Below are 26,216 nucleotides of genomic sequence, written 5' to 3' on the forward strand. Positions count from 1 at the left end.
GTGCCGTCGCCCAGGCGGCCTGACCGGTCAGGCCCCGGCGGGCTGGGGGATGAGCACGACCTGCGATGCGGTCGACATCCACGTGGGTCGGATCTCGAGGCGGGAGAACCGCCAGCCGTCGGCGGTGCGGACGAAGCCGAAGCGGTAGTCGCCGGCGAGGACCCGGACGGCGGGCGGGTCGTTCTCGACGAAGACGGCGGTCAGGTTCGCCTGCCCCGACGCCCGGTCGCCGTCCTGCTCGACGAGCAGGTGCGCCATCGAGTGCTGGAGTCGGTGGTAGTGGGCGTGGTGCTGCTGCGCCTGCTCGACCAGACGGGTACGGCCCTCGTCGGTGCCGCCCGGCGTCACGGCGACCGCTTCCGGCGTGAACAGCGCGTCCGCGTCGCCGAGGCAGCGGCCGTCCAGCCACCTGCCGAGCCGGGCCACCAGTTCGGAGATCTCGCGGTGGTCGGTGAGTGCCCGGAGCTCACGCCGGAGCGCGACGAGTTCCTCGTCGGGCGTCGGTGCCGTCCGGATCGTGCCGGTGGAGTCCTGCGTCATGTTCACCTCGAGAGTCCTGGATGTCGAGCCGTCGCGGCGGCCGGGTCGGATGCGTCGGCGCGCCCCGGATCACGGCACCGGTCGACGCCTGCCGCGGGCGCGGATGGCCGGGCCCACGGGCCGGTGGACATCTTCCGTTCTAGCCGAGTCGGGACCGGCTGTGGCGCGATGCAGGATTCCAGACCGGACTCGAATCCGACTCGAAGCGCGCCCGCCTCCGGGCAGGGCCGGCCGGGCGGGTGCGGCGCGACGTCGGCGCGCACCCGCCCGGGGACTCATCCGTGGAAGCGGACGTAGTCGAAGACGGCGGTCACCGGGGGCTCCGCGCCGCCGTGCGCGACCAGGCCGATCCGTGGAGTCGCGTCCGCCGGGAACGTCCACACCCCGCCCCACGTCCAGCTCGTCCCGTCCCGGCTGGAGCCGGCCCGGAACTCGTGCTCGCCGGTGGCCGGGTCGACCCGGTGGGCCAGCCGCAGCCAGGTGGTGGTGGCCGGGGTGCCGACGATGTTCCCGCCGTAGACGGGCTGGCCGGCGAAGGGCAGCTCGTAGCCGTACTCGACCTGGCGGGTGTTCCAGATCGCCACCTGGGCCAGCCGGGCGAACCGGTCGTCGTCGACGTACGCGACCAGGCCGGCCTGCTGGTAGTTGCGGACCGTCTCCTCGCCCAGGTCGAGGGTCACCTTCGTCTCGACCACGTAGTCGCCGGTCGGCGCGTCGCGCAGCAGCACCCCGGCGGTGTTGCCGGTGCCGGTCAGGTCCGCCGACTGCACCGGCCAACGCAGCGCGCCACCGGAGACGGTCGCCGCCGGATCCTCGCGGACCCACCGCCAGGCCGGGTCGAGGCCGTCGGCGAACTCGTCGGAGTACGCCGGCAGCACCCCGCCGACGCGGGGCTCCGGCACCGCCCGTGGGGCGGGCCGGTGCAGCCTGGCGACGCTGACGTTGTCGAACTCCGCCGCGCCGCCGGTCGCGGTGACGGTGAGCCGGCCGACCGTCGGCCGGGTCAGCCGCAGCGACACCACGGCGAGCTGGTCACCGAGCCGGGCCGGGCTCAGCTCGGCGACGAGCTGCCGGCCGCGCACCTCGACGGCGAGGTTGTGCGGGTCGGCGGGGTCGAGAGCGGCGGGCAGGGGCACGCTCGCCGTCGCGCCGCCCGCCTCCCGGGCGACGAGCCGACCGGCGGCGGCGTCGAGGCGTACCTCGACCCGGCCGACGGTCAGTCCGGCCGCCGCCGCGCCGGTGAGCCGCAGGTCGGCCTCCGCGCGCAGGTCGCCGCCGGTCACCGTGCGGCTGGTCAGCGCGCCGGTGCCGGTGAGGTGGCCGTCGGTGACCCGCCACGCGCCGCTGCCGGTCCAGCCGCTCAGAGCCGGGGAGTCGAAGCGGGCGTCGAGTCGGGCGGTGGTCACCGGCGCCCGGCGGTCGCCGTCGGACGGGCCGGCGCCGGCGTTGACCTGCGGCCAGCCGTCGATCCAGTCGAGGCGGTCGATCAGCATCGGCCGCTCGTTGATGCCGAACGGCTCGTCCAGGTACGGGTCGGCCCGGTCGATGGCGTGGTAGACGATCCAGTCCTGCCCGGACAGGTCGGTGAGGAACCCGTTGTGCCCGGTGCCGATCCAGCGGTTGCCGTTCTGGGTGAGCACCGGCGTGCCGCCGGCCCGGGAGGCGGTCAGCGGGATGCCGTCGCGGTCGACGAACGGCCCGCGCGGGCTCGTCGCGCGGCCCACCTGGACGGAGTAGCCGGTGGCCGGGCCGGCGCAGCAGTTGGCGGTGGAGGCGAAGAGGTAGTACCAGCCGTCGTGGCGCAGCACGTAGCTGCCCTCGAACTTGTTGTCGATGGCGACCAGGGTGGGCGCGCCGACCGCGCGCAGCCCGTCGGCGGAGAGCTCGGTGACCGAGATGCCGCCGTAGTAGCTGCCGTAGTAGAGGTAGTGCTTCCCGTCGACGTCGGTGAACTGCGACGGGTCGATGGTCCAGAGCCAGCCACCGCCGCCGCCGGGACGGGGCGCCACCACGGGCTGGTCGGCGAAGGTCCAGGGGCCGGTCGGGGTGGGGGCGGTCGCCGCGCCGACGGCGAAGTCGCCGCCGTCGGGGGAGACGGTGGTGTCGGTGACGGTCACGTACATGACCCACCGGTCGCCGACGCGGCGCACGTCGGGGGCCCAGAAGCCGGCGCCGGCCGTGGCGTACGGCGGGCGTTGGTCGGGGCCGAAGGCGTCGCCGAGGTAGGTCCAGTCGACCAGGTCGGCGGAGCGAACGGTGGGCACCCGGTGGAACCGCTTCTCGCCCTCGCGCAGCGGGTCGGTGGTGCCGTAGGCGTACCAGAAGCCGTCGTCGCCGCGGACGACGACGGGGTCGGCGAAGGTGTCGGCGAACCCGGCGGAGAGCGGGTTGCGGTAGCGGTCGGGGGTGTCGGCTCCGGCGGTGGCGGGCGCGGAGGCGACCGCCAGGAGCAGACCGAGTACGGCGGCGAGCGCGCCGCCGCGGCGGAGTTGACCCATCAGACCTGCCTCGGTTGGGGTGAATGGTGGTCGGTGCGTCATTCCGTCCAGTTCTACAACGATGAATACAACGATGTAAAGGTGTCGGCACGGGTCGGTGCCCACCGAACCGTCGCCGTGGCACCATCGGCGGATGACCGCTGCGCCCACCGACGGCCGCCGCCTCGCCGACCTGGCCGCCCTGCTCGCCGACGACACCCGGGCAAGCATCTGCCTGGCACTGCTCGACGGGCGGGCGTGGACGGCCGGCGAGCTGGCGCGCGGTGCCGGGGTGGCCCCCTCGACCGCCAGCGAACACCTCACCCGGCTGGTCCGGGGCGGCCTGTTGGTGGAGGAGCGCCAGGGGCGGCACCGCTACCTGCGGCTGGCGGGCCCGGCCGTGGCCCAGCTGATCGAGGACCTGGCCGGGCACGGGTCGCCGGCGCCGCGCCCGGCCGGATCGCTGCGTGTGGCCACCGCCGACGCCGCCCTGGCCCACGCCCGGACCTGCTACGACCACCTCGCCGGACGGCTCGGCGTCCGGCTGCGCGACGCCCTGCTGACCCGCGGTCTGCTCGACGGCGCGGACGGTCTCGCGGTCACCCCGACCGGCCGGGACTGGCTGGCCGACCTCGGCGTCGCGCCGCTGCGCGGCGGCCGGCGGCCCCTGGTGCGGGACTGCCTGGACTGGACGGAACGCCGTCCCCACCTGGCCGGCGCGCTCGGCGCCGCGCTGTGCCGCCGCTTCGCGGAACTGGGCTGGACGACGCGCGGCACCGGGCGCAGCGTGCGGGTGACCCCGGCCGGCGTCGCGGCGCTGCCCGAGGTGCTGGGGATCGACGCCGGCGAGCTGGTGCCGCCCCGCCGCGACGGTGGCGGCGGACGCGCCTGACCAGCGCAGCCGGCCCGAGCCGCGCGGTCGCCGCGCCCAACCCGGCGCAGCCGGCCCGACCCGCGCGGTCGTCGCACGCGAACCGGGGCAGCCCCGACGCGCCTGACCCGGACGAGGCCGGCATCACCGCCCCCGCAGCGCGGTGCAGACCGACGCCTCGATCAACCCGGGCAACGCGGGAGGGCCGCTGGGGGAGTGCGCCGAGGCCGGCAGAGTTCGGTCGGCGCCGAAGCGATCCGCCCCTAGCGTCGGGCGGATGAGCGACCCGATACCCCTGATCCCGCCCGGACCCGACACCCCGGCCTGCGGCCCGCCGACCCTCGACGGCGGCGTCTGGTCGGTGACCCGCCACGCGGACGTGCGTGGTGTGCTCACCGATCCGGACTTCCGGGTGCCAGAGGCGGCGCCGGGACCGCCCGGCAGCCTCGCCTGGCTGCGCGGCACCGTCGCCCGGTTCAGCGGGCCGGACCGGCATCCCGCCCGGCGGGCCGCCGCCGTCGCCGCGCTCGCCGACTGCGCGCCGGACGGGCTGCGGCGTGACGCCGCCCGGCTGACCGCCGAGGAACTCGACCGCGACCCGCTCACCGGGCCGGCGCGGCTGGCCCGGGGCGTACCGCTGCGGGTGCTGGCGGCCCGGCTCGGCCTGGCCGATCCGGCGGCGGCGGTGCCGGCGGTGACCGTGGTGGCCGCCGCCTACCAGCCCGGCGCCGGGCCGGCCGCGGTGCGCCGCGCGGACCGCGCGGTGGCGGCGCTGGTGGCGATGTCCCCGGCGGGGCCGCCCGAGGCGCTGGCCAACCGGATCGGGCTGCTCGTGCAGGCATGCGACGCCACCGCCGCATTGATCGGCGCCGCCGCCCGGTACGCCCCGGCGTTGCCCCCGTCGGTGCCCACCGCGGCGCTGCTGGCCGAGGTGCTGCGCCTCGACCCACCGGTACGCGCCACCCGCCGGATCGCCGCCCGCCCGGCCCGGGTGGGTGGGCAGCCGGTCCCGTCCGGCGCGGAGCTGGTGCTGCGCTTCGACGCGGCGAACCGGGACCCGGCGGTGGTCACCGCGCCGGACCGGTTCGCGCCGGGCCGGTCGGTGCTGACCTTCGGCGCCGGCCCGCACGGCTGCCCGGGTGAACGGCACGCGCTGGCCCTGGCCACCGGGGTGGTGGACGTGCTGCGCGAACGCCGGGCCGGCCCGGCGCCCCGACCGGAGCACGCACCCCGCGTCCCGCGCACCCGCCCGGCGGTGCCCCGGTGAGCGACCGCCACGCCGCCTTCCGCGCCCTGCACCGCCCCGGCCGGCCGCTGGTGCTGCCCAACGCCTGGGATCACGCCTCCGGCGCCGCCCTGGCCGCCGCCGGCCATCCGGCGGTGGGCACCACCAGCCTCGGCGTGGCCGTGGCCGCCGGCCGGCCGGACGGGCTGGCGGCCACCGCCGAGGAGACCCTCCGCCTCGCCGAGCTGCTGGTCCGGTTGCCGGTGCCGGTGACCGTGGACGTCGAGGCCGGCTTCAGCGACGACCCGTCGGCCGTCGCCGGGTACGCCGCCGAGCTGGCGGCCCTCGGCGTGGTCGGGATCAACCTGGAGGACGGGCGGCCCGACGGCAGCCTCGCCGATCCGGCCCTGGTGGTGGCGAAGATCGAGGCGGTCCGCGCGCGGGTGCCCGGGCTCTTCGTCAACGCCCGCACCGACGCCTGGTGGCTCGGCCGGCCCGACCCGCTGGAGCAGGCGCTGCCGCGGGCGCGAGCCTACCGGCGGGCCGGGGCGGACGGCGTCTTCGTCCCGGGAGTCGGCGACCCGGACGTCGTCCGGCGGCTGGCGGACGCGGTCGACGCGCCGCTGAACGTCCTGGCCCAGCCGGGCGGGCCGTCGCCGGCGGCGCTCGGCCGCCTCGGGGTGGCCCGGGTCAGCACCGGCTCGCTGCTGTTCCGGGCGGCGCTGGCCGCCGTGGTCCGCACCGCCGACGCCGTCCGGACGGGGATGGTGGAGCCGGATCCGGCGCTGCCGTCGTACGCGGACGTGCAGCGGATGACAGCGACCGGTCGTCGCCCTTAGGGGTGGATGGGAGGATTGCTCGCACTTTCCCTGTTCCGGGTGCTTACGGTGTGTTTCAGGTTCATCCGCACCGTGTCGTACCGGGAGAGGACCCGACCATGCGCGTGCCCAGCCGAAGTTCCGGCCCCCAACCCGGCCCGTCCGTCTCCTCGCCCGCCCCGGCGCGCCGGTCGCCCGCGCTGGGCCGAGCCCGCGCGGTGCCGACCGCCCCGCCGGACCTCGACGCATACCGCGAGGCCGTGGCGGAGCTGCTGGTGGAGGTGGGGGCGCTCGCCGACGCGACGTCCAGCGCGGCCCGCCAGGTGCTCCTCGACCAGCGGTTGCGGGAGCCGGCGATCGCCGCGGTGCTCGACGCGACCCCGCAGGGGTTCATCGGCGCCCGCGAGACACTGCTGCTGGAGATCGCCCGGTACCAGCCCAACGAGCGGACGTCGGCGAGCGACCTCACCGCGCTGGTCCGGATCTACCTGCTCTCCCGCATCGACGTGATGTGGTGGCGCGACACCACCACCTTCCTCACCGACGACCAGGTCGACACCCATCCGGACCTGGTCGACCTGGAGTGGCTGCGCCGGCGTGGGCTGCTCGCCTTCCGTTACCAGGAGCAGCCGGCCACCGTGCTCGGCCGGGGCGTACGGGCGGTGCGCCGCAAGCTCCGCCCGGACGCCACCCCGCGCACCGCCGGGGTGAAGTTCCGGCGCACCCGGCGCGAGGTGGTGGCGCTCCTCAACGACCTGGCCCGCGAGCTGGCCCGGGCCACCCCGCCGGCCACCCCGCCGCTCTGGGTGACCAGCCTGGTGCGCAGCGCCGAGCACCAGTACCAGCTGCGCCGTCTCGGGTACGCCGCGATGGTGCCCAGCGGGCACTGCCTCGGCTGGGCGGTGGACGTGGAGATGGCCTGGTTCACGCGCTTCGGCGTCCGGGACACCCTCGCTGAGATCCTGCTCGCCCGGCAGGCCGCCGGTGAGATCAACGTGGTCGACGAGGGGCAGGCCTGGCACGTGTGCCTGGCACCGGGCGCCCGCGCCCGGCTGCGCTCGGCCTACGAGGCGGAGATGGGGGCCTGAGGCGATGTGCGGCATCGCGCTCAGCGCCGGCCCCGAGGCCGACCCGGCGATCTTCCGCCGGATGCTCGCCGTCCTCAGCCCCCGGGGCGAGGTCACCGAGACCCGGCAGGAGGCCGGCCTGCTCGCCGGCGTACGGCGGCTGCGCATCGTCGACCGGGACCGGGCCGTGCAGCCGTTCACCTCCGCCGACGGCCGGTACGTCCTCTGCTACAACGGCGAGGTCTTCAACCACCACGAGCTGCGCGCCGAGCTGACCCGGGCCGGACACCCGTTCCGCACCACGAGCGACACCGAGGTGGTGCTCGCCGCGTTCCTGCGCTGGGGTGAGCGGGCGGTGCACCGGCTGCGCGGCGAGTGGGCCTTCGCCGTCGCCGAACGCGCCACCGGCCGGGTCTACCTGGCCCGGGACCCGCTCGGCGTCAAGCCGCTCTACTGGGCCCGCACGCCCGGCTGCCTGCACGTCGCCTCGGAGGTCAAGGCGCTGGTCGGGCTGCGCGCCCCGGTCGACGAGGTGCCGCCCGGGCACCACGGCTGGGCCGACCCGGACGGGCGGGTGGAGCTGGCGGCGTACCTCGACCTGCTCGCCCTCGGCGCGGGACTGCCCGAGGTGGACGACCCGGACGAGGCCGCCCTGCTCGTCCGGGCCGCGATCAGCGACAGCATCCGGATGCGGGTGGACACCGACCTCACCGTCGGGGTGGTGCTCTCCGGCGGCCTGGACAGCTCGCTGGCGCTGCTGCACGTCCGCGAGCTGCACCCGGACTGCGTGGCGGTGACCGTCGGGGTGCCGGACAGCCCCGACGTGGCGTACGCGCGGCGGCTCGCCGCCGACCTCGGTGTGCCGCACGAGGTGGTCCAGCTGCGCCCGCGCGACATCCGGCTGGCCGACGTCCGGGAGGCGATCCGGATCTCCGAGCTGACCGAGTACGGCGACATCATCAACGCGGTGGTCACCGTGCCGATCTTCCGGCGACTGCACGAGATGGGGATCAAGGTGGTGCTCACCGGCGACGGCTCCGACGAGCTGTTCGGCGGCTACCCGATGTACCACCAGGTCGGCCCCGACCGGGCCCGCCGGCTCTTCCTCCACAAGATCCGCAACCTCTGCCGTACGGAGTTGCAGCGGGTCGACCGGGCCAGCATGGGCCACGGGGTGGAGGCCCGGGTGCCCTTCCTCGACCTCAGCGTGGTGGAGCTGGCGATGCGGTTGCCGCTGGCGGTCAAGATGCGCGACGGGCAGGAGAAGTGGATCGTCCGGCGGGCGTTCGCCGACGTGCTGCCCGACTACATCCGGCGGCGGCCGAAGAACCCGATGTCGTACTCCTCGGGTCTGCACGAGCGGGCCCGGCTCTACAAGCCGTTCTTCTCCCGGCTGCACCGCCGGTTCGGCTACGACCTGCTGGAGCCGGTCCGCCGCGACTTCGACAGCGTGCTCACCCGCTGCGGCAACGACCTGGACCGGGCCATCGCCGACGGGCTGGCCCGACCCGACTACACCGTGCTGGAGCACGCCCGGGACCTGGTCGGGGCGGCGAGGTGGAACGCCGCCCCGCTGGTCCGCCGGCTGGTCGGGCCGCGTCCCACCCGCGGGGCGCCGGTCGGCTGAGACCCGGCCGAGCGTGCCCGTGATCGTCTCCGTTTGCGGCGTGTCGCGGTGTCGGAGAACGGCGATACCGCGACACGCCGCAAACGGAGTGGATCAGGCGTCTCGCGGTATCCGAACTCGCAGCGGTCGTCGCGCCGCGGGCGGGCAGCCGACGGCGGCCTACCGGAACCGCCTGTGACCCAGGTGATTCCGGCAGGCCGCCGGAGGGAGCGCGCCGGTCAGCCGGCGGGCGGGAAGGGATCGTCCTTGTAGGTGTACTCGGTCTCGATCTTCCCGTCGGCGGTGTGCACGACGAGCTGGCTGGGCTCGTTGGCGTGCGCCACCTTGCGGCCCTCCTCGACCGCGCGGTGCTTGGTGTCGTACGAGCCGAGGCTCCGGCTGCCCTGCTCCACCTTCCAGGAGCCGTCGTTCGGCACCACGTGGTATTCGTTGCGCTTCATGGGCGCTCTCCTCTCGTCCGTCCGGATCCAGGTACCCGGATGCCCGAAACGGAAAACCGGTGTCGCCTTCGGTCGGTGGACAACCCCCGGGGTCTCCCATAGCGTTCCGGAGATATGCGGAGGACTCTCCTGGGCGCCGGGCTCGCCCTGTTGCTCGCCACCACCGGCTGCGCCGGCACCGACGACACGCCGCCCGCGCCGGCCGGCGACCGGGTGCCGGCCGCTTCCCGGCAGGACGCCGACGAGGTCGGGCGCACCCTGGCCAGCCTGCGCCGGGTCGACAAACTGCCGTTGTACGAGATGACCTACGTCGGCCGGTACGACGCGACGGTCGGCACCGACGCGGAGCCCGAGGCGAGCCCCTTCGGCTGCTCGCTCTTCGCCGCCAGCGGCGACCCGGCCCGGCCGCTGTTCGCCCGCAACTTCGACTGGGCGGCCAACCCGGCGATGGTGCTGCGTACCGACCCGCCGGACGGCTACGCCTCGGTGTCCCTGGTGGACCTGTCGTACCTCGGGATCGGCGCCGATCCGACCGGCGACCGGCGGCTGCTGGACGCGCCGCTGCTGCCCTTCGACGGCATGAACGAGCGCGGGCTCGCGGTCGGCCTGGCCGCCGACGACCACGCGACGGTCACGCCGGTGCCGGGCCGCCCCACGGTCGGCTCGGTGCGCATCCTGCGACTGGTGCTCGACCGGGCCGCCACGGTCGACGAGGCGGTGGCCGTCTTCGGCCGGTACAACCTGGACTTCGACGGCGGGCCGCCGCTGCACTACCTGCTCGCCGACGCGACCGGCCGCTCGGCCGTGGTCGAGTTCGTGGACGGGACGATGCGGGTCCAGCGCGGCGAGGGCCGCTGGCAGGCGCTGACCAACGTGCCGGTGGTCGGGGTGTCCGAGAAGGAGCGGCGCGCCGACCGCCGGTACGGGGCCATCGCGGCCGCGTTGGAGAGCTCCGGCGCCCGGGTGGACGCCCCGGCGGCGCTGCGGATCCTCGACCAGGTGCGGCAGGGCCACACCCGCTGGTCGGTGACGTACGGGCTGCGCAGCGGCGACGTGCACCTGGTCACCGCGACGGGCAAGGAGCGGCGCTACCAGCTGCCGATGGACTGAACCCGCCGTACGCGCAAGGGCCCGGCCCCCGACGGGGACCGGGCCCTTCCGACGTGGCCCTACCAGCTCAGGTAGCCGGCCTGGGTCTGCACGTTCAGCTCGCGGAACCGGACCAGGTTCGCCGTCCACGTCCGCCAGTCGTTCAGCTCCAGCACGTCCAGGCCCTTCTGGATGTCGCTGGAGTAGATGTGCCCGTTGTAGTAGTACGTCGACCAGGCGCCACCGGTGGTGAGCTGGGTGGCCGAGAGCGGACCGCGCTCCCAGAACCCGATCTCCTTCGGCTTGGTCGAGTCGGTGAAGTCCCAGACCGAGATGCCGCCCTGGTACCACGCCTGGACCATGATGTCGCGGCCGAACACCGGGATCAGCGAGCCGTTGTGCGCCACGCAGTTCTCGGTGTCCGCGTTGGCCCGCGGGATCTTGTAGTAGCTGCGGAAGACCATCGTCCGGGCGTCGCCGCGACCGGTGATGTCGTAGATGGCGTCCGCGCCACGGTTCGGCCCGACGACCTCGTTGCAGGTGGCCGCGCCGCCGCCGCCCAGCTCGTCGGTGAAGACGACCTTGGTGCCGGCGTTGTTGAACGTCGCCGAGTGCCAGAAGGCGAAGTTCACCGTGTCACGCACCCGGTTGATGACCCGGGGCGCCTCCCGGTTCGAGATGTCCATCAGGATGCCGTCGCCCATGCAGGCGCCGGCGGCGATGTCCTTCGACGGGTACGCGGTGATGTCGTGGCAGCCGCTGGTCGCCGACTTCTGACCCGGGATGCCCTCGTACCCGCCGTCCGGGAAGAGGTTCGGCATGGCCACCACGGCCGCGTCGGTCGGCTTCTTCAGCGGCACCTTGACGATCGAGATGGAATCGTGCGGGGGCTGGCAGTCCGGCAGCTCCACCAAGGGGCGGTACGACGAGACGTACAGGTAGACGGACTTCTTGTCCTTGGCCGGCACCAGCGTGTGGGTGTGCGAGCCGCAGTCGGTCTCGACCGCCTTGATGTAGCGCGGGTTGGCCTTGTCGCTGATGTCGAAGACCTTGATGCCTTCCCAAGACTCCGGTTTGGTCTCGGTCAGGCGCTCACTCGTGCAGGAGTCGTTGCTGCGGCCCTGGTCGGTGGAGAGGAAGAGCAGGTCGCCGTAGACCGAGATGTCGTTCTGCGACCCCGGGCAGAGCACCTGGGACACGATCTTCGGTGCGCTGGGACGGGCGATGTCGTAGATGACGAAGCCCTCGTAGTTGCCGACGAAGGCGTACCGGCCCTGGAAGGCCATGTCGCTGTTGAAGGCCGCCGACGTGTTGAACGGGGCCTGCTTCGGCAGGTTGGCGATCTGTCGCAGGTTGGGGCTGCTGGAGATCTCGTCCACGCCGAGCGTGGGGGTGGCCGTGGCGGCCTGTGCGGTGGTGGCCGTGGCGACCGCCTCCGCGTCGGGCGTCACGGCGGCGTTGCCGGCCGGCGCGGTGGCCACGCTCGCCACCAGGAGGCCGGCCGCAGCCAGGCTCACGATCCTCAGCTGGCGTCGTCGGGGGAGGGAAAATCTGATCATCGGCAGAGCCCTTCGACAGGGGTTGATGATTGTGGACACCTTACCTTCCGGCGATGGGCGTCGATGTGATCTGCGTCACATGAAAGCGTCGTCGTCAATGGATACTATCGCTGCGACCTCGACCGGAGGGGGAGTCGCATGACCGCCCGACGTGGACGGACCCTGCTCGTCGTCACAGTCGCGGCCGTGGTGCTGGTGGCGCTCGGGCTCGCGCTGCGGCCCACCGACCGTCCCGCCCCGGTGGCCGTCGGATCGACCGGAGTCGCGTCGCCGACCCCGGCCCCGGCTGACGGCCCCTCCGTCATCGTCCCCGGCCGCCCCGGCGAGTCCGCCGTCGCCCGCCCGGCCGCGGAGGTCCGCGACACCGCCTCGCCCAGCTACAACTCCCTGGACGTCTGGTTCGTGCGGATGATGATCCCGCACCACGAGCAGGCCCTGGCGATGGCGGAGCTGGCCGAGGGCCGGGCCGCCAGCCCGCAGATCCGGGCGGTGGCCGACCGGATCAGGGGCGCGCAGCGGCCGGAGATCGGCATGATGCGCGGCTGGTTGAGCGCCCGCGGCCTGCCGGCCGAGGTGCCCGGCCACGACCACGGCACCATGCGCGGCATGCAGTCGCCGGAGGCGATCCGGCGGCTCGCGGACGCCCGGGGCGCCGACTTCGACCGGCTGTTCGTGCAGCTGATGACCGCGCACCACCAGGGTGCCGTCACCATGGCGACCGACCTGCTGAAGGTCGGCGTCGACCAGCAGCTCGACGAGTTCGCCAACTCCGTCGCCACCGAGCAGTCCGTCGAGATCGACCGCATGCGCGAGCTGGTCCGGCCACCCGCCTGACCCGTTCCGGCGCCGGGCGACCCCGGCCGCGACCGGCCGTCCGCGGGCGCATCGACGGCGACCTGCCCCGTACGCTGGGTGACCGTGAACCGCACCGTCTTCGGCCGCCCGCTGCGCTCGCTCGCCTTCGACGTCCTCGTCTCCGGCGTGGTGGCGCTCCTGGCCGTGGCCGCCGTGGTGAGCCAGCCCGGCGGCGTGCCCGCCACGCTGGTCGGTTGCGCCATGGCGGTCGCCCTGCTGTGGCGTCGGGTCCACCCGTCGGCCGTGGCGGCCGTGGTGGCCGGGCTGGCCATGGTGCAGGTGATCGCCGGCTGGGGGCCGCTGGCCTACGACATAGGCGTGCTGATCGCCCTCTACAGCGTCGTGAAGTACGCCGAGCGGCTACGCGACGGCGTGCTGGCCGGGATCGTCGCGGCGATCGGGGTGGTGCTGGCCGCCTCGCAGACCGTCGGCAACGCCGCCTGGTGGGCCACCGCCATCTACTTCGCGCTGGTCACCGGCGGGGTGTGGCTCGCCGCCCTGAACGTGCGGACCCGCCGCCTGTACGTGCTCAGCCTGGAGGAGCGCGCCGCCACGCTGGAGCGCGAGCGGGAGGCCGAGGCCCGCGCCGCGGTGGCGGGGGAGCGGGCCCGGATCGCCCGCGAGCTGCACGACGTGGTGGCGCACAGCATGGCCGTGATGATCGTCCAGGCCGACGGGGCCCGGTACATGCTCGACCAGGACCCGGAGACCGCCCGCGCCGCGGTCAAGGTGGTCGCGGACACCGGCCGGCAGGCGCTGGAGGAGATGCGCCGGCTGGTGGACGTCCTGCGGGAGCCCAGCCCGGCGGAGCCGCCGGCTACGGCGGAGCCGCCGGACGACGACGCCGTCGCCGCCGACCCGGAGCACCGGCGGGCGGCGGTCGCCGAACTGCCCGCGCTGCTGGACCGGTTCCGCGACGCCGGGCTGCGGGTCCGGCACACGGTCACCGGCGAACCGGCCGCGCTGCCCCCGGGCCTGGACCTCACCGTCTACCGGGTGGTGCAGGAGGCGCTGACCAACGCGCTCAAGCACGCCGGGGTCGGCGCGAGCGTCACGGTCACCCTGGAGCACGTCCCGGACGCCGTCGTGGTCCGGGTGGTCGACGACGGGCACGGCCGGCCGCCGGTCGGTCCCGCGCCGTCCGGCGGGCACGGCCTGGTCGGCATGCGCGAGCGGGTCGGCGTGTACGACGGCAGCCTCGTCGCCGGCCCCCGGCTGGCCGGGGGCTGGCGGGTCGAGGCGCGGCTGCCGCTACCGTCGACAGCCGGGACGGAGGTGGCGGCATGACGGTCCGCGTGGTGATCGTGGACGACCAGGCGCTGGTGCGCGCGGGGTTCCGGATGGTGCTGGACTCCCAGCCGGACCTGGAGGTGGTCGGCGAGGCCATTGACGGCGCGGACGCGCTGCGGCTGCTCGCCCGCACCGAGGCGGACGTGGTGGTGATGGACGTCCGGATGCCCACCATGGACGGGGTGGAGGCGACCCGCCGGATCTGCCGGGACCGCCCGGCTGGCCCGCCCCGGGTGCTGGTGCTCACCACCTTCGACACCGAGGCCGACGCGTTCGCCGCGCTGCGCGCCGGGGCGAGCGGCTTCCTGCTCAAGAACGTGCCCCCGGAGGAGCTGCTCGCCGCGATCCGGGTGGTCGCCGCCGGTGACTCGGTGGTCGCGCCGTCGATCACCCGCCGGCTGCTGGACCGGTTCGCCGACCGGTTGGGTCCGGGGCCCTCCGAGGACCCCCGGCTGGCCCAGCTCACCGACCGGGAGCGGGAGATCCTGCTGCTCGTCGCGCAGGGACTGTCCAACGCCGAGATCGCCGGCCGGGTGCACGTCGCCGAGGCGACCGTGAAGACCCACGTCGGGCGGATCCTGGCCAAGCTCCAGCTCCGCGACCGGGTCCAGGCGGTGGTGCTGGCGTACGAGAGCGGGCTGGTCACGCCGGGAGGCTGACCGGCGCTACGACCTGGGTCGTACGGGTCCACCCGGTCGGGGGCGACCCGGGGCGTACCGACCTCGACCGTGCGGGCGGACGCCACCGCGGGCGGCGGTCCATAGCGTCGGAGACGTCCTGGTCACCGACTGCACGGGGAGTCTCCGCATGTCCCTCGCCCCACCCGTCCCGGCCCGTACCGGTGTCGCGGTCACCGCCCGCGGCCTGCGCAAGGAGTACGGGCGCGGCGCCGCCCGCGTCGTCGCCCTCGACGGCGTCGACGTCGACTTCGCCGCCGGCCGGTTGACCGCCATCATGGGCCCGTCCGGCTCGGGCAAGTCGACGCTGATGCACTGCCTGGCCGGCCTCGACAGTCCCACGGCGGGCACCGTCCGGCTCGGCGACACCGAGACCGCCCGCCTCGACGACAAGCGGCTCACCCTGCTGCGCCGGGACCGGATCGGCTTCGTCTTCCAGAAGTTCAACCTGCTGCCGGCGCTGACCGCCGAGGAGAACATCCTCCTGCCGCTGGCCATCGCGGGCCGGCGGGCGGATCCGGCCTGGCTGCGGCAGGTGGTGGCGGCGGTCGGCCTGGCCGACCGGCTCGGGCACCGGCCGGCCGAACTCTCCGGCGGGCAGCAGCAGCGGGTGGCCGTGGCCCGGGCGCTGGTCACCCGCCCCTGGGTGGTCTTCGCCGACGAGCCGACCGGCAACCTGGACTTCCGCTCGGGCGCCGAGGTGCTGGGGCTGCTCCGGGAGGCCGTGGACACCCTCGGCCAGACCGTGGTCATGGTGACCCACGATCCGGTGGCCGCCGCGTACGCCGACCGGGTGGTCTTCCTCTCCGACGGCCGGCTGGTCCGCGAACTGGCCGCGCCGACCGCCGAGCGGATCCTGGACGCGCTCGCCGGCCTCGACCCGGTCGCCCCGGCGCGGGGGCGGTGACCGCGATGATCCGGTTGACCCTGCGCTCGTTGCGCGCCGACGCGCTGCGGCTGCTGCTCTCCTCCCTGGCGATCGTGCTCGGCGTGGCCTTCGTCGCCGGCACCCTGATGCTCACCGACGGCATGCGGGCCGGCGCGTACGACCGGGCCGGCGCCTTCGACCGGCACACCGACCTCGGCGTGTACGCCGGCACGGACCCCCTCCCGCCGGCCCTGGTCGACCGGGTGCGCGCGGTCGACGGGGTGGCCGCCGCCGAGGGGGAGCTGACCGGTTCCGGTGGGGTGGTCGGCTCCGACGGCCGCCCGGTGCTCGGCTACGGGGTGCTCGCCTCGATCCCCACCGACCCGGCCCTGCGCTCGTACGACCTGACCGCCGGCCGGCTGCCGGACCGCCCCGGCGAGGTCGTCCTCGACGCGTCCACCGTGCGTGAGGAGGGCTTCGCCCTCGGCGCGCCGGTCGAGGTGGGCGGCTCCACCGGGGCCGCCCGCGCGTACACCCTGGTCGGCGCCGTCGACGTCGCCGGCACCGCCCGCGACGTCGGCGGACCGTTCATCGGCCTGGTGGGCGCCGACGCCCTGGCGGTGACCGGGGAGCGGGGGTACGGCCGGATCATGGTGGCCGTCGCCCCGGGCACGTCCCGCGAGGCGGTGGCCGAGCGGCTGGCCGGGGTGGCCGCCACCGGCGCCACCGTGAAGTCCCGTCAGCAGATCCTCGACGACGCGGTCGACGACGCGGTCCGCGACCTCAAGCAGTTCGGCATGATCCTGCTGACCTTCGCCGGGGTCGCGGTGGTGGTGGCCGGCTTCGTCATCGCCAACACCTTCGCCATCGTGCTCGCCCAGCAGACCCGGCGTACCGCCCTGCTCCGGCTGGTCGGCGCCACCCGGGGGCAGGTCTTCCGGGCCACCCTGCTGGAGTCGGCGGTGCTCGGGCTGACCGCCTCGGCACTGGGGGTGCTGGCCGGCGCCGGCCTGGCCGCCGGCCTGGCGGCGGGGCTGTCCACGCTGGACCTGCCGTTCACCGGCGAGGTCATGCTGACCCGCTCGACGGTGCTGCTCTGCGTGGCGCTGGGCACCGCGATCACCGTGGCCGCCGCCTGCGTACCCGCCTGGCAGGGCACCCGGGTCGCCCCGGTGGCCGCGCTGACCGACGCCGCCGTGCAGGTGACCCGCCGCGCCGGCCGGGTCCGGCTGACGATCGGCGCGCTGGTCTTCGCCGCCGGGGTCGCCGCGCTCGCGGTGGCCGCCACCGTCGGCCAGATCGCGCTGGTCGCCCTCGGCGGGATGCTGACCTTCTTCGGCATCGTGCTCTACGGCCCGGTGCTGGTGCCCGCCCTGGTCCGGCTCTTCGGCGCGCCCGCCCGGCTGCTTCTCGGCGCCACCGCCGGGCTGGCCGTGGCCAACGCCGTCCGCAATCCGCGCCGGGTCTCGGCGACCGCCACCGCGCTGGTGATCGGGATCGGTCTGGTGTCGGCGTTCGTGGTCGGCGCCGGCAGCGTGAAGGTCGGCATCGAACGCGCCGTGGACGCCCAGATCGGCGTCGACTACCTGGTCACCGGCGTCGGCAGCGACCTGCCGGCGGCCCTCGCCGACGAGCTGGCCGCCCGGCCGGAGCTGGGGGTGGTGCACGAGCGGCGCAGCCGGGTCGTCGACGGGGTGGAGATCCGCGCCGCGCATCCGGCGCTGGTCGGCCGTACCCTGACCGGCGCGGTGGCCGGCGACGACGGCGACCTCGGCCCGGGCGCGGTGCTGGTGCACCGGCAGCTCGCCGAGGCGCGCGGCTGGACCGTCGGCGCCCCGGTGACGCTCGCCGGCCGGTCCTTCCGGGTGGCCGCGGTGGTGACCGCCGACGAGGCCGCCCAGGCCGCCCCCGGGGTGGCCGAGGGACACCTGGTCGACATGGTCGACGCCGACTTCGCCCGGCTCTTCCCGACCCAGCGCGGCTTCCTCGCCGAGGTGGACCCCGCCGCCGGGGTCTCCGCCGAGCGGGCCCGGGCGGCGGTCGAGACCGTCGTCGCGCGTTACCCGACGGTCAACCTGATGGACCAGGCCGCCTACAAGAAGATGCTCACCGGCACGGTCGACATGCTGCTGGCCTTCGTCACCGCGCTGCTCGGCCTGGCGGTGGTGATCGCCCTGGTCGGCGTGGCGAACACGCTGAGCCTCTCGGTGGTGGAGCGGACCCGGGAGAACGCCGTGCTGCGGGCGGTCGGCCTCACCCGGGGCCGGATGCGGGCCATGCTGGCCGTCGAGGCGGTGCTGATGGCGCTGGTCGGGGCGGTGCTCGGGATGGCGCTGGGCGCCGGGGTCAGCGCCGGGGCGATGGCCTTCGTGGCGAAGATCGGCGGGGAGTTCACCCTGGTGCTGCCCTGGGGGCGGCTCGGGCTGATGCTCGCGGTGGCGGTGCTGGCCGCCCTGCTCGCCTCCGTGCTGCCGGCCCGCCGGGCGTTGGGCCGGCCGGTGGTCGAGGCGCTCGGCGCGGAGTGAACCGGTGGTGGCCGGTCCCGGGCGGGACCGGCCACGGCCGCGCGGATCAGAGCCGCTCCACCACCGCGCCCCGACAGCGGTCCCGGGTGTCGAAGACGTACCGGGCGTGCCGGGCCACCAGGTCGTAGTCGAAGCTGTCGTGGTCGGTCACCACGACCACGGCGTCGGCCTCGGCGACCTCCCGCTCGGTCAGGTCGACCACGGTCACGCCGCCGGGGATGTGCTGCGGCTCGGCGTACGGCTCGACCGCGCGCACGTCGGCGCCGAGGTCGTTGAGCCGCCGGGCCACGTCCACGGCGGGGGAGTCGCGCATGTCGCCGGTGTTCTTCTTGTACGCCAGGCCCAGCAGCAGCAGCCGGGCCCCGTTGACCGAGCGGCCCACCCGGTTCAGCCCGGCCATCACCCGCTGGGCCACGTGCTCGGGCATCTGGTGGTTGATGTCGTCGGCCAGCTCGATGAACCGGAACTGCCGACCCATCGTCCGCTTCACCTGCCAGGACAGGTAGCACGGGTCGATCGGCAGGCAGTGCCCGCCCACACCCGGGCCGGGCCGGAACGGCATGAAGCCGAACGGCTTGGAGGAGGCGGCGTCGATCGCCTGCCAGACGTCGATCCCCAGGTGGTGGGAGGCGATCGCCAGCTCGTTGATCAGCGCGATGTTGACCTGCCGGAAGGTGTTCTCGATCAGCTTGGTCAGCTCGGCGACCCGGGTCGAGTCCACCGGCACGGTCCGCTCCACCAGTTGCCGGTAGAAGTCGTCGACCCGGCGCAACGAGGCGCCGTCGACGCCGGAGACCACCTTGGGGGTGTTCTCCAGCCGCCAGGTGCGGTTGCCCGGGTCGATCCGCTCCGGGCTGTAGCCGAGGTGGAAGTCGCCGGGGCTGCGCAGGCCGCTGGCCGACTCCAGCAGCGGCCGGAGCACGTCCTCGGTGGTGCCGGGGTAGGTGGTCGACTCCAGGACCACCGTGCAGCCGGCCCGGACGTACGGGCCGATGCCGTGGCCGGCCTGCTCGACGTAGCTGAGGTCGGGAGCGCCGTCGCGCAGCGGGGTCGGGACGGTGATCACACAGATGTCGAAGCCCTCGGCGTCGGTGTACTCCGTGCTCGGCCGGTAGCGGCCGCTGCCCAGCGCCCGGCCGAGCCGTTCGGCGGTGATGTCCTCGACGAACGACTCGCCGGTGGCGAGCCGCTTGACCCGGTCGGCGTCGACGTCGAGGCCGACCACGTCCAGCCCCGCCTCGACGGCACGCATCGCCAGTGGCAGACCGACGTACCCCTGACCGATGACGACCAGCTTCTCAACGCGCACGTTCGCTCCCGTGGCAGTAAGTGACTCCTGTCCGGGAGCTTAGGGCCTGTATGAGGTTTAAAGTCCGATTTTGCGACTAATGGCGATGGCGGTGCCGAATCCGGTCAGCTGCCCGCCAGCGGCGGGTTCCCGTCCGGAGGCGCCGTGGTGGTCGGCACCGGATCGGGCGGTGACGTGGTGGTCGGCACCGGATCGGGCGGTGCCGTGGTGGTCGGCGGGCCGGCCGGCGTGGTTGTCGGCACCGAGGTCGGCTGCGGCTCCGCCGATCCGCTCGGCCCCGGCGACGGCGTGACCGTGACGGTGGCCGAGGGCCGGTTGCGCGGGTTCCAGGTGCGGTTCGGCCGGCTCGGCTGACCCGTGGTGGTCTCCTCGGGGATCGCCGACGGTTCCCCCTCTTCGCTGGGCGCCACGGCCGGCGAGGTGCTCTTGATGTTGGTCGCCCCGTCACCGGTCTCCTTGGCCGCGCCGAGCGCCGCGCCCAGCGCGGTGAGTGCCACCAGCACCGCCGCGAGCGCGCCGACCAGCGAGCCGCGCCGACCGCGGCCCCGCGTCGGCGCCACGGTGGCCGCCGCCGGGAGCACCGGCACCTCGCCCCGGGTGGTGGTCGCCGGGCCCGCCGCGCCACGCAGCGCCGGGGGGACGAACGCGGTCGTCGCGGTGCCGTCGCTCAGCGCGGCCCGGGCCGCGGCGGCCATCTCGGCCCCGGTGGCGAACCGGTCGGCCGGGTCCTTGGCCAGCGCCCGCGACACCAGCGCGTGCACCGGCGCCGGGATCTCCTCCGGCAGCGCCGGCGGCTCGTCGTCCAGGTGCCGCACCGCGACCTGGAGCGGGTTGTCGCCGGTGAACGGCGGCCCGCCGGTGAGGCAGCAGTACGCGACCGCGCCGAGCGCGTAGATGTCGGTGGCGGCGGAGACGGGACGGCCGGACGCCTGCTCCGGCGCCATGTAGAGCGCCGTCCCCGGCACCGCGTTGGTGCTGGTGATGCTGGTGACGTTGGTGGAGCGGGCGACGCCGAAGTCGACCAGCACCACGGTGCCGTCCTCCTGCACCAGCAGGTTGCTCGGCTTCACGTCGCGGTGCACGATCCCGCCGGCGTGCGCGGCGTGCAGCGCCTGGGCGGCCTGCGCGACGATCGACATCGTCTCGGCGACGTCCAGGTGACCGGCGGCCTCGATCCGCCGGGACAGCGGCTCGCCCTCGACGAACTCCATGACCAGGTAGTCGGCGCGCCCGCCGTCGGCGAGGCGGTCCTCGCCGCAGTCGAAGACCTGCACGATGCCCGAGTTGCGCAGGGCGGCCATGATCCGCGCCTCGGCGCGGAACCGGGCGATGAAGTCGGGGTCGGAGACCAGCGCCGGCAGCAGCACCTTCACCGCGACCTGGCGGCCCAGGATCAGGTCCGTGGCACGCCAGACGTCGCCCATGCCGCCGGTGGCGACACGTTCGTCCAGGCGGTAGCGACCGCTGAGCACGACTTCCGATGACAACACCCGAATACCGTACCCAGAGGAGCAGAAAAGAACTCATGGCGATCTCCCCGTCGCGTCCGGCACCGGCGCGGCACCGGTACCGGCGCCACGACGGCGCGGCGAACGGGGGGTGACGAGAACCGAACGGACTGTCACAATGGCCGCGGGCGGCGGCAGCAAGCCGGGCGTACGGGGCCACCGGGGACGCCCGGACCGCGATGACCTGGCCGGGGGCGTCCCGCAGTCGTTTTCCGTCACGCGGACTCGCCGATTGTTAGCTAGATATTTCTCACTCTTTCTCCGCCAGGCGGTGACTTGTCCACCCGTCCATTGACTCCTACCGTTAGCGCGACTCGGGCCAGCCCATGGTGCCGGTGCGGCATTCGGCCGACCGCCGTATTGTCGCGGCGTGTGTCAGACATGCCGCCCGGCCGCTCGGCAGGGTGCGATGGGGTCAGCGGGGGGCTGTTGGTGCGCGAGGGGGTCCGGCTGCCGCACCGGGGGTGCGTCACGCACGGCCTGCCGGTCACGGCGGGGGCGGCGGACGCATGACCGTTGAGCTGAGCGAGGCGGTGGCCGCGGCGCAGGCCGGCGACGAGGAGGCCTTCCGCTTCCTGTACCGCAGCCTCCAGCCGGGCCTGTTGCGGTACCTCACCGCCCTCGTCGGCGCTGACGCCGAGGACGTCGCCTCGGAGACCTGGTTGCAGATCTCCCGGGACCTGCCCAGCTTCACCGGCGGGGAGTTCCGCGCCTGGACGGTGACGATCGCCCGGAACCGGGCGATGGACCACCTGCGCCGCCAGCGTCGCCGTCCCTCGCTGCCGGTGCCGGTGCAGGCCTTGAGCGAGCTGGCCGGGGACGCGGACACGGCCGAACGGGCCGGTGAGACCATCGGTACGGAGGCCGCGCTGGCCCTGATCGCGACGCTGCCGCCCCGGGAGGCCGAGGCGGTGCTGCTGCGGGCGGTGATCGGGCTGGACGCCGAAACCGCCGGCCGGGTGCTCGGGCGCCGCTCGGGTGCCGTCCGCACCGCCGCGCACCGCGGCCTGCGCCGGCTCGCCGCGCTGCTGGAACGTCAGGACCTGCCCCAACCGTCCGGCGGCGACGAGCGGACCGGCCGGCCCCACCCGCGGCGGGGCCGGCAGACGCCGAGCACGTCCCACGCCGAGCCGGCGGACGGATGACGTGAGGGGAAACTGGATGAACTTCCGCCGCTCCGACGGCGCCGAGCGGCCCGCCGACCGGGCCGAGGCCGAGCGGCTGCTCGACGCCGCCCGGACCGCCGACGCGCCGCCCGCGGGCGAGGACCCGCTCGCCCGGCTGCTCTCCGCCGCGGCCGCCCCGGCCCGCCCGGGTGAGCTGGCCGGCGAGGAGGCCGCGCTGGCCGCGTTCCGGGCCGCCCGCGCGGCGGGCGCGTCCGCCCCGTCGCCCGCGCCGCCGTCCCGGCGCCGGCGACGGGTGACCACGGGCGTGGTCGCCTGGGTGGCCGGCATCGCCGCCACCGCCACGGCCGGCGCCGCCTTCGCCGCGGTGACCCTCGACCGCGGCGACGACCCGGCGCCCCGGCCGTCCGCCTCCGTGCCGGGCGGATCCGGTTCCGGTCCGGCGGCGCCGTCCTCGTCCGGTGGCGGGTCGACGACCGGCGCGCCCACCCCGGGTGCCGGCCCCTCCGCCGCGTCCCCCTCCGGCCGGCCCGGCGCCTCCGGGAAGCCGGCCTCCGAGGGGAAGCTGGCGGGGCAGTGCCGGGCGTACCTGGCGAAGCCGGCGGCGCAGCGTGAGAAGGCGCTGCGGAGCTCCGCGTTCGCCGATCTGGTGGCCGCCGCCGGCGGTGCGGGCAAGGTCGAGGCGTACTGCCGGGAGCTGCTTCCGGAGCGGGCCCCGGAGGCGGACGAATCGCCGGAGGCGAAGCCGTCGGGCCCGCCCGCGGCCCCGGCGGCGCCCACTCCGGACGCCCGCCCAAGTCGGAAGAAGTAGTCGAAAAGGCTTCACAGAAATTTCTTCCCGCCCGGGGCCGCGGATTCCGTCTGCTAGACAGAAGATGGTGAGACGCGGCGGCCGGCCGGCGACGGTCGATGCCGCCCGCGCCGGCAGTGTCGCCGGGTCCCCGGTCGGGAGGAGACCGTTTCGTGGTGACGTCCCCGGAACTCGAGCGGACGACCGTGCTGGGCGAGAAGGCCGCCGCCGCGGCCCACCTCGGCCGGATCTGCTTCAAGACCGGGCCACCGGTCTTCACCGGCGTCGAACTGGAATGGACCGTGCACGACGCCGCCGACCCCGCCCGACCGGTTGACCGGGAGCGGCTGCGGGCGGCGCTGGGGCGGCACAGCCCCGTCACCCTGGACCACACCAGCCCCGCCCAGCCGCTCCGGCACGGAAGCAGCGTGACCGTGGAGCCCGGCGGGCAGGTGGAGGTGTCCACCGCGCCCCGACCGTCGGTCGCCGCGCTGATCCTGGCCACCGAGGCCGACATCGCCGAGCTGAGCGCGCTGCTGGAGCGCGCCGGGCTGGTGCTCGGCCGCAGCGGCATCGACCCGTGGCGGGTCCCGCAGCCGGTGGTCGAGACCTCCCGCTACCGCGCGATGCGCTGCGTCTTCGACCGCCGGGGCCCTGCCGGGCGGACCATGATGTACAGCACCGCCGGCCTTCAGGTCTGCCTGGACGCGGGCGAACCGGCCGAGCTGGCCGCCCGCTGGGCCACCGTGCACATGGTCGGGCCGCCGCTGGTGGCCGCGTTCGCCACCGCCGACCGGCACGCCGGCCGGCGGACCGGCTGGGCGTCCGCGCGGATGGCCGCCTGGCTGGGCATCGACCCGGCCCGCACCCGGCCGGTCTGGTCGCCGCGGCGGCCCGACGAGGACCCGGTCGCCGCCTGGACGGAGTACGCGCTGGCCGCGCCGCTGCTCTGCCTGCGCCACGACGGCCCGGACTGGACCCCGCCACCGGGGATCACCTTCGCCGACTGGATCGACGGGGCGCTGCCCCGCCCGCCGACCACCGACGACCTGGAATACCACGTCAGCACCCTGTTCCCGCCGGTCCGCCCGAGGGGCTACCTGGAGGTGCGCTACCTGGACGCCCAGCCCGGTCCCGGCTGGATCCTCCCGCTCGCCGTGCTGACCGCGCTGCTCGACCGCGCCGACACCGCGCGGTCCGCCCGCGCGATCGCCGCGCCGGTGGCCGACCGCTGGCACGCCGCGGCCCGGTACGGCCTGGCCGACCCGCCGCTGGCCGCGGCGGCCGCCGCCCTGCTCGACCTGGCGCTGGAGGCGCTGCCCCGGCTGGACCTGCCGCCGGGCACCCACGACGAGACGAACCGAGGAATCCGGCGGCGACGGGCCGCCGCGGAGAGGGGGCACCGGTGACCACCACAGAACAGCCGGACACGCAGGCGGAGGTGCTGCGCAGCCGGATCGCGGCGGAGCTGGAGCGCACCCGGGCCCGTACGACGCTGCTCACCGAGGCGGTGGACGACGACGATCTGACCCGCCAGCACTCCCCGCTGATGTCCCCGCTGGTCTGGGACCTGGCCCACGTGGGCAACCAGGAGGAGCTCTGGCTGGTGCGCGACGTCGGCGGCCGCGAGCCGGTCCGCCACGACATCGACGACCTGTACGACGCGTTCAAGCAGCCCCGCAAGGACCGCCCGTCGCTGCCGCTGCTGCCTCCCGCCGAGGCGCGCGCCTACGTGTCGACGGTCCGCGACAAGGTGTTCGACCTGCTGGACGCCATCCGGTTCACCGACCGTCCGCTGGTCGCCGAGGGCTTCGCCTTCGGGATGATCGTGCAGCACGAGCAGCAGCACGACGAGACGATGCTCGCCACCCACCAGCTGCGCGCCGGGCCCGCGGTCCTGGACGCGCCCCCGCCGCCCGAGCCCCGGGTGCCGGTCGCCGACGAGGTGCTGGTGCCGGCGGGCCCGTTCACCATGGGCACCTCCACCGACCCGTGGGCGCTGGACAACGAGCGCCCCGCGCACACCGTCGAGCTGCCCGCGTACGTCATCGACGCGGCGCCGGTCACCAACGGCCGGTACCGCGAGTTCATCGCCGCCGGCGGGTACGACGACCCGCGCTGGTGGAGCGGGCCCGGCTGGCGGCACCGCACCGAGGCGGGACTGACCGCGCCGATGCACTGGCGGCGCGACGGCGACGGCTGGGCGTACCGGCGGTTCGGGCGGTGGTCACCGGTCCGCGACGACGAGCCGGTGGTGCACGTCTGCTGGTACGAGGCGGAGGCCTTCGCGGCCTGGGCGGGGCGGCGGCTGCCCACCGAGGTGGAGTGGGAGAAGGCGGCCCGCTGGGACCCGGGCACCGGCCGCTCCCGCCGGTACCCGTGGGGCGACGAGGACCCGACCGGCGGGCACGCCAACCTGGGGCAGCGGCACCTGTGGCCGGCGCCGGTGGGCGCCTACCCGGCGGGCGCCTCGCCGCTGGGCGTGCACCAGCTGATCGGCGACGTCTGGGAGTGGACGTCGAGCACCTTCCGGGGCCACCCCGGGTTCACGGCCTTCCCGTACCGGGAGTACTCCGAGGTGTTCTTCGGCGACGGCTACCGGGTGCTGCGCGGCGGCTCGTTCGGCACGGACCGGGCGGCCTGCCGGGGCACGTTCCGCAACTGGGACTACCCGATCCGGCGGCAGATCTTCAGCGGCTTCCGCTGCGCCCGCGACGCCCGGCCCGAGGAGGCGCACGGGTGATCGGCGGCACCGCCTGATGTGTCGGCACCTGGCCTACCTCGGGCCGCCGCTGAGCCTGCGCGCCCTGCTGTACGACCCGCCGGACTCGCTGGTCCGGCAGTCCTGGGCACCCCGGGACATGCGCGGCGGCGGGACAGTCAACGCCGACGGCTTCGGCGTCGGGTGGTACCCCGGCGAGGGCGATCCGGTGCGCTACCGGCGGGCCCAGCCCATCTGGAGCGACGTGACGCTGCCGGCGCTGGCCGGGGTGACCCTCGCCGGCGCGGTGCTGGCCGCCGTCCGCTCCGGCACCGTCGGCATGCCGGTGCAGGAGTCCGCCGCCGCGCCGTTCACCGAGGGCCGGTGGCTGTTCAGCCACAACGGTGTCGTGCGGGGCTGGCCCGACGCGCTGGTGCCGCTCGCCGACACCCTGCCCGTCCGTGACCTGCTCACCCTCGACGCCCCGACCGATTCCGCCCTGCTCTGGGCGCTGGTCCGGCACCGGTTGCGGGCCGGCGCCGACCCGGCGGAGGCGGTCGCGGAGACGGTCGCGAAGGTGTCCGCGGCCGCGCCCGGGTCGCGGCTGAACCTGCTGCTCACCGACGGCCGGACGATGGTGGCCACCGTGGCGGGGCACGCGATGTCCGTCCTCGCGACGCCGGACTCGGTGCTGCTGGCCTCCGAGCCGCACGACGACGACCCGGGCTGGCGGTCGTTGCCGGACCGGCACCTGGTGGTGGCGACCTCGACCTCGGTGCGCGTGCGCGCCCTGGCGGGAGCGTGACGCCGCAGCAGGGTCGCAGGTGGAGACAGGGACGTTCGCCGAAGGAGAAGG

The 26,216-nt window shown here is 75.2% G+C and carries 22 protein-coding genes; 16 read left to right on the forward strand and 6 right to left on the reverse strand.

Annotated features, from left to right (window positions below; genetic code table 11):
- Positions 1–27: 27 nt before the first annotated feature.
- Both ACTMS9_RS27030 and ACTMS9_RS27035 read right to left on the reverse strand, forming a co-directional pair.
- Complete coding sequence (locus tag ACTMS9_RS27030; protein ID WP_441148767.1) at positions 28–540, reverse strand: nuclear transport factor 2 family protein; 513 nt, start codon at positions 538–540, stop codon at positions 28–30.
- Between the two features lie 275 nt (positions 541–815).
- Positions 816–3,038 carry a family 43 glycosylhydrolase gene (locus ACTMS9_RS27035; RefSeq protein ID WP_441166311.1) on the reverse strand — a complete coding sequence of 741 codons (2,223 nt, stop codon included), beginning with the start codon at positions 3,036–3,038 and terminating at the stop codon, positions 816–818.
- 133 nt (positions 3,039–3,171) lie between these two features.
- Between ACTMS9_RS27035 and ACTMS9_RS27040 the strand changes: the two genes are divergently transcribed.
- From ACTMS9_RS27040 to ACTMS9_RS27060, 5 genes are all read left to right on the forward strand, one after another.
- A complete protein-coding gene (locus ACTMS9_RS27040) occupies positions 3,172–3,909 on the forward strand; it encodes an ArsR/SmtB family transcription factor (RefSeq protein WP_441166312.1) in 738 nt (245 codons plus the stop codon).
- Positions 3,910–4,165: 256 nt separating this feature from the next.
- Positions 4,166–5,155 (forward strand): cytochrome P450, encoded by a 990-nt coding sequence (locus ACTMS9_RS27045; protein WP_441166313.1) that lies wholly within the window; start codon positions 4,166–4,168, stop codon positions 5,153–5,155.
- On the forward strand, positions 5,152–5,952 hold the full coding sequence (locus tag ACTMS9_RS27050; protein ID WP_441148689.1) for an isocitrate lyase/PEP mutase family protein: 801 nt from the start codon (positions 5,152–5,154) through the stop codon (positions 5,950–5,952). Before ACTMS9_RS27045 ends, ACTMS9_RS27050 begins: the two co-directional genes overlap by 4 nt.
- Before the next feature lie 98 nt (positions 5,953–6,050).
- A complete protein-coding gene (locus ACTMS9_RS27055; RefSeq protein WP_441166314.1) occupies positions 6,051–7,019 on the forward strand; it encodes a hypothetical protein in 969 nt (322 codons plus the stop codon).
- A 4-nt stretch (positions 7,020–7,023) separates the two neighbouring features.
- Positions 7,024–8,625, forward strand: coding sequence for an asparagine synthetase B family protein (locus ACTMS9_RS27060; RefSeq protein WP_441166315.1), 1,602 nt, complete (start codon positions 7,024–7,026; stop codon positions 8,623–8,625).
- 218 nt (positions 8,626–8,843) lie between these two features.
- On the opposite strand, the gene ACTMS9_RS27065 is transcribed toward ACTMS9_RS27060, so the two are convergent.
- A complete protein-coding gene (locus tag ACTMS9_RS27065) occupies positions 8,844–9,065 on the reverse strand; it encodes a DUF2188 domain-containing protein (RefSeq protein WP_280836726.1) in 222 nt (73 codons plus the stop codon).
- A gap of 114 nt (positions 9,066–9,179) precedes the next feature.
- Between ACTMS9_RS27065 and ACTMS9_RS27070 the strand changes: the two genes are divergently transcribed.
- On the forward strand, positions 9,180–10,175 hold the full coding sequence (locus ACTMS9_RS27070) for a linear amide C-N hydrolase (protein ID WP_441166316.1): 996 nt from the start codon (positions 9,180–9,182) through the stop codon (positions 10,173–10,175).
- A 59-nt stretch (positions 10,176–10,234) separates the two neighbouring features.
- On the opposite strand, the gene ACTMS9_RS27075 is transcribed toward ACTMS9_RS27070, so the two are convergent.
- Positions 10,235–11,713: an LVIVD repeat-containing protein gene (locus tag ACTMS9_RS27075; protein ID WP_441148685.1), complete on the reverse strand. Its 1,479-nt coding sequence runs from the start codon at positions 11,711–11,713 to the stop codon at positions 10,235–10,237.
- Positions 11,714–11,851: 138 nt separating this feature from the next.
- Here ACTMS9_RS27075 and ACTMS9_RS27080 point away from each other — a divergent pair, with 138 nt between their 5' ends.
- The 5 genes from ACTMS9_RS27080 (at position 11,852) to ACTMS9_RS27100 (ending at position 17,928) form a co-directional block, all read left to right on the forward strand.
- On the forward strand, positions 11,852–12,547 hold the full coding sequence (locus tag ACTMS9_RS27080; protein ID WP_441148684.1) for a DUF305 domain-containing protein: 696 nt from the start codon (positions 11,852–11,854) through the stop codon (positions 12,545–12,547).
- Positions 12,548–12,625: 78 nt separating this feature from the next.
- The gene (locus ACTMS9_RS27085; RefSeq protein ID WP_441166317.1) at positions 12,626–13,855 is read left to right on the forward strand and encodes a sensor histidine kinase; all 1,230 of its coding nucleotides are present in this window, start codon (positions 12,626–12,628) and stop codon (positions 13,853–13,855) included.
- Positions 13,852–14,517: a response regulator gene (locus tag ACTMS9_RS27090; RefSeq protein WP_210778742.1), complete on the forward strand. Its 666-nt coding sequence runs from the start codon at positions 13,852–13,854 to the stop codon at positions 14,515–14,517. Before ACTMS9_RS27085 ends, ACTMS9_RS27090 begins: the two co-directional genes overlap by 4 nt.
- 148 nt (positions 14,518–14,665) lie before the next feature.
- Positions 14,666–15,442: an ABC transporter ATP-binding protein gene (locus ACTMS9_RS27095; protein ID WP_441166318.1), complete on the forward strand. Its 777-nt coding sequence runs from the start codon at positions 14,666–14,668 to the stop codon at positions 15,440–15,442.
- Positions 15,443–15,447: 5 nt separating this feature from the next.
- The gene (locus tag ACTMS9_RS27100) at positions 15,448–17,928 is read left to right on the forward strand and encodes an ABC transporter permease (RefSeq protein ID WP_441166319.1); all 2,481 of its coding nucleotides are present in this window, start codon (positions 15,448–15,450) and stop codon (positions 17,926–17,928) included.
- Positions 17,929–17,974: 46 nt separating this feature from the next.
- Here the strand turns inward: ACTMS9_RS27100 and ACTMS9_RS27105 are convergent, their stop codons facing one another.
- Entirely contained in the window at positions 17,975–19,237 is a 1,263-nt protein-coding gene (locus tag ACTMS9_RS27105; protein WP_441148679.1) for a nucleotide sugar dehydrogenase, read from the reverse strand.
- A gap of 104 nt (positions 19,238–19,341) precedes the next feature.
- A complete protein-coding gene (locus tag ACTMS9_RS27110; RefSeq protein WP_441166320.1) occupies positions 19,342–20,727 on the reverse strand; it encodes a serine/threonine-protein kinase in 1,386 nt (461 codons plus the stop codon).
- A 527-nt stretch (positions 20,728–21,254) separates the two neighbouring features.
- On the opposite strand from ACTMS9_RS27110, the gene ACTMS9_RS27115 reads away from it, so the two are divergent.
- The 5 genes from ACTMS9_RS27115 to egtC all read left to right on the forward strand — a co-directional run bounded on the left by ACTMS9_RS27115 (position 21,255) and on the right by egtC (position 26,165).
- Positions 21,255–21,890 carry an RNA polymerase sigma factor gene (locus ACTMS9_RS27115; protein WP_441148677.1) on the forward strand — a complete coding sequence of 212 codons (636 nt, stop codon included), beginning with the start codon at positions 21,255–21,257 and terminating at the stop codon, positions 21,888–21,890.
- Positions 21,891–21,906: 16 nt separating this feature from the next.
- Entirely contained in the window at positions 21,907–22,680 is a 774-nt protein-coding gene (locus ACTMS9_RS27120; protein ID WP_441148676.1) for a hypothetical protein, read from the forward strand.
- A 152-nt stretch (positions 22,681–22,832) separates the two neighbouring features.
- Positions 22,833–24,068, forward strand: a complete 1,236-nt coding sequence (gene egtA / locus ACTMS9_RS27125) for an ergothioneine biosynthesis glutamate--cysteine ligase EgtA (RefSeq protein ID WP_441166321.1) — start codon at positions 22,833–22,835, stop codon at positions 24,066–24,068.
- Positions 24,065–25,402 carry an ergothioneine biosynthesis protein EgtB gene (gene egtB, locus ACTMS9_RS27130; protein ID WP_441166322.1) on the forward strand — a complete coding sequence of 446 codons (1,338 nt, stop codon included), beginning with the start codon at positions 24,065–24,067 and terminating at the stop codon, positions 25,400–25,402. The genes egtA and egtB overlap by 4 nt, the downstream gene beginning before the upstream one ends.
- Positions 25,403–25,418: 16 nt before the next feature.
- Entirely contained in the window at positions 25,419–26,165 is a 747-nt protein-coding gene (gene egtC, locus ACTMS9_RS27135) for an ergothioneine biosynthesis protein EgtC (protein WP_441166323.1), read from the forward strand.
- Positions 26,166–26,216 lie beyond the last annotated feature (51 nt).

It is taken from the genome of Micromonospora sp. L31 (genome assembly GCF_052068075.1).
In the GTDB taxonomy this organism is placed as follows: domain Bacteria; phylum Actinomycetota; class Actinomycetes; order Mycobacteriales; family Micromonosporaceae; genus Micromonospora; species Micromonospora purpureochromogenes.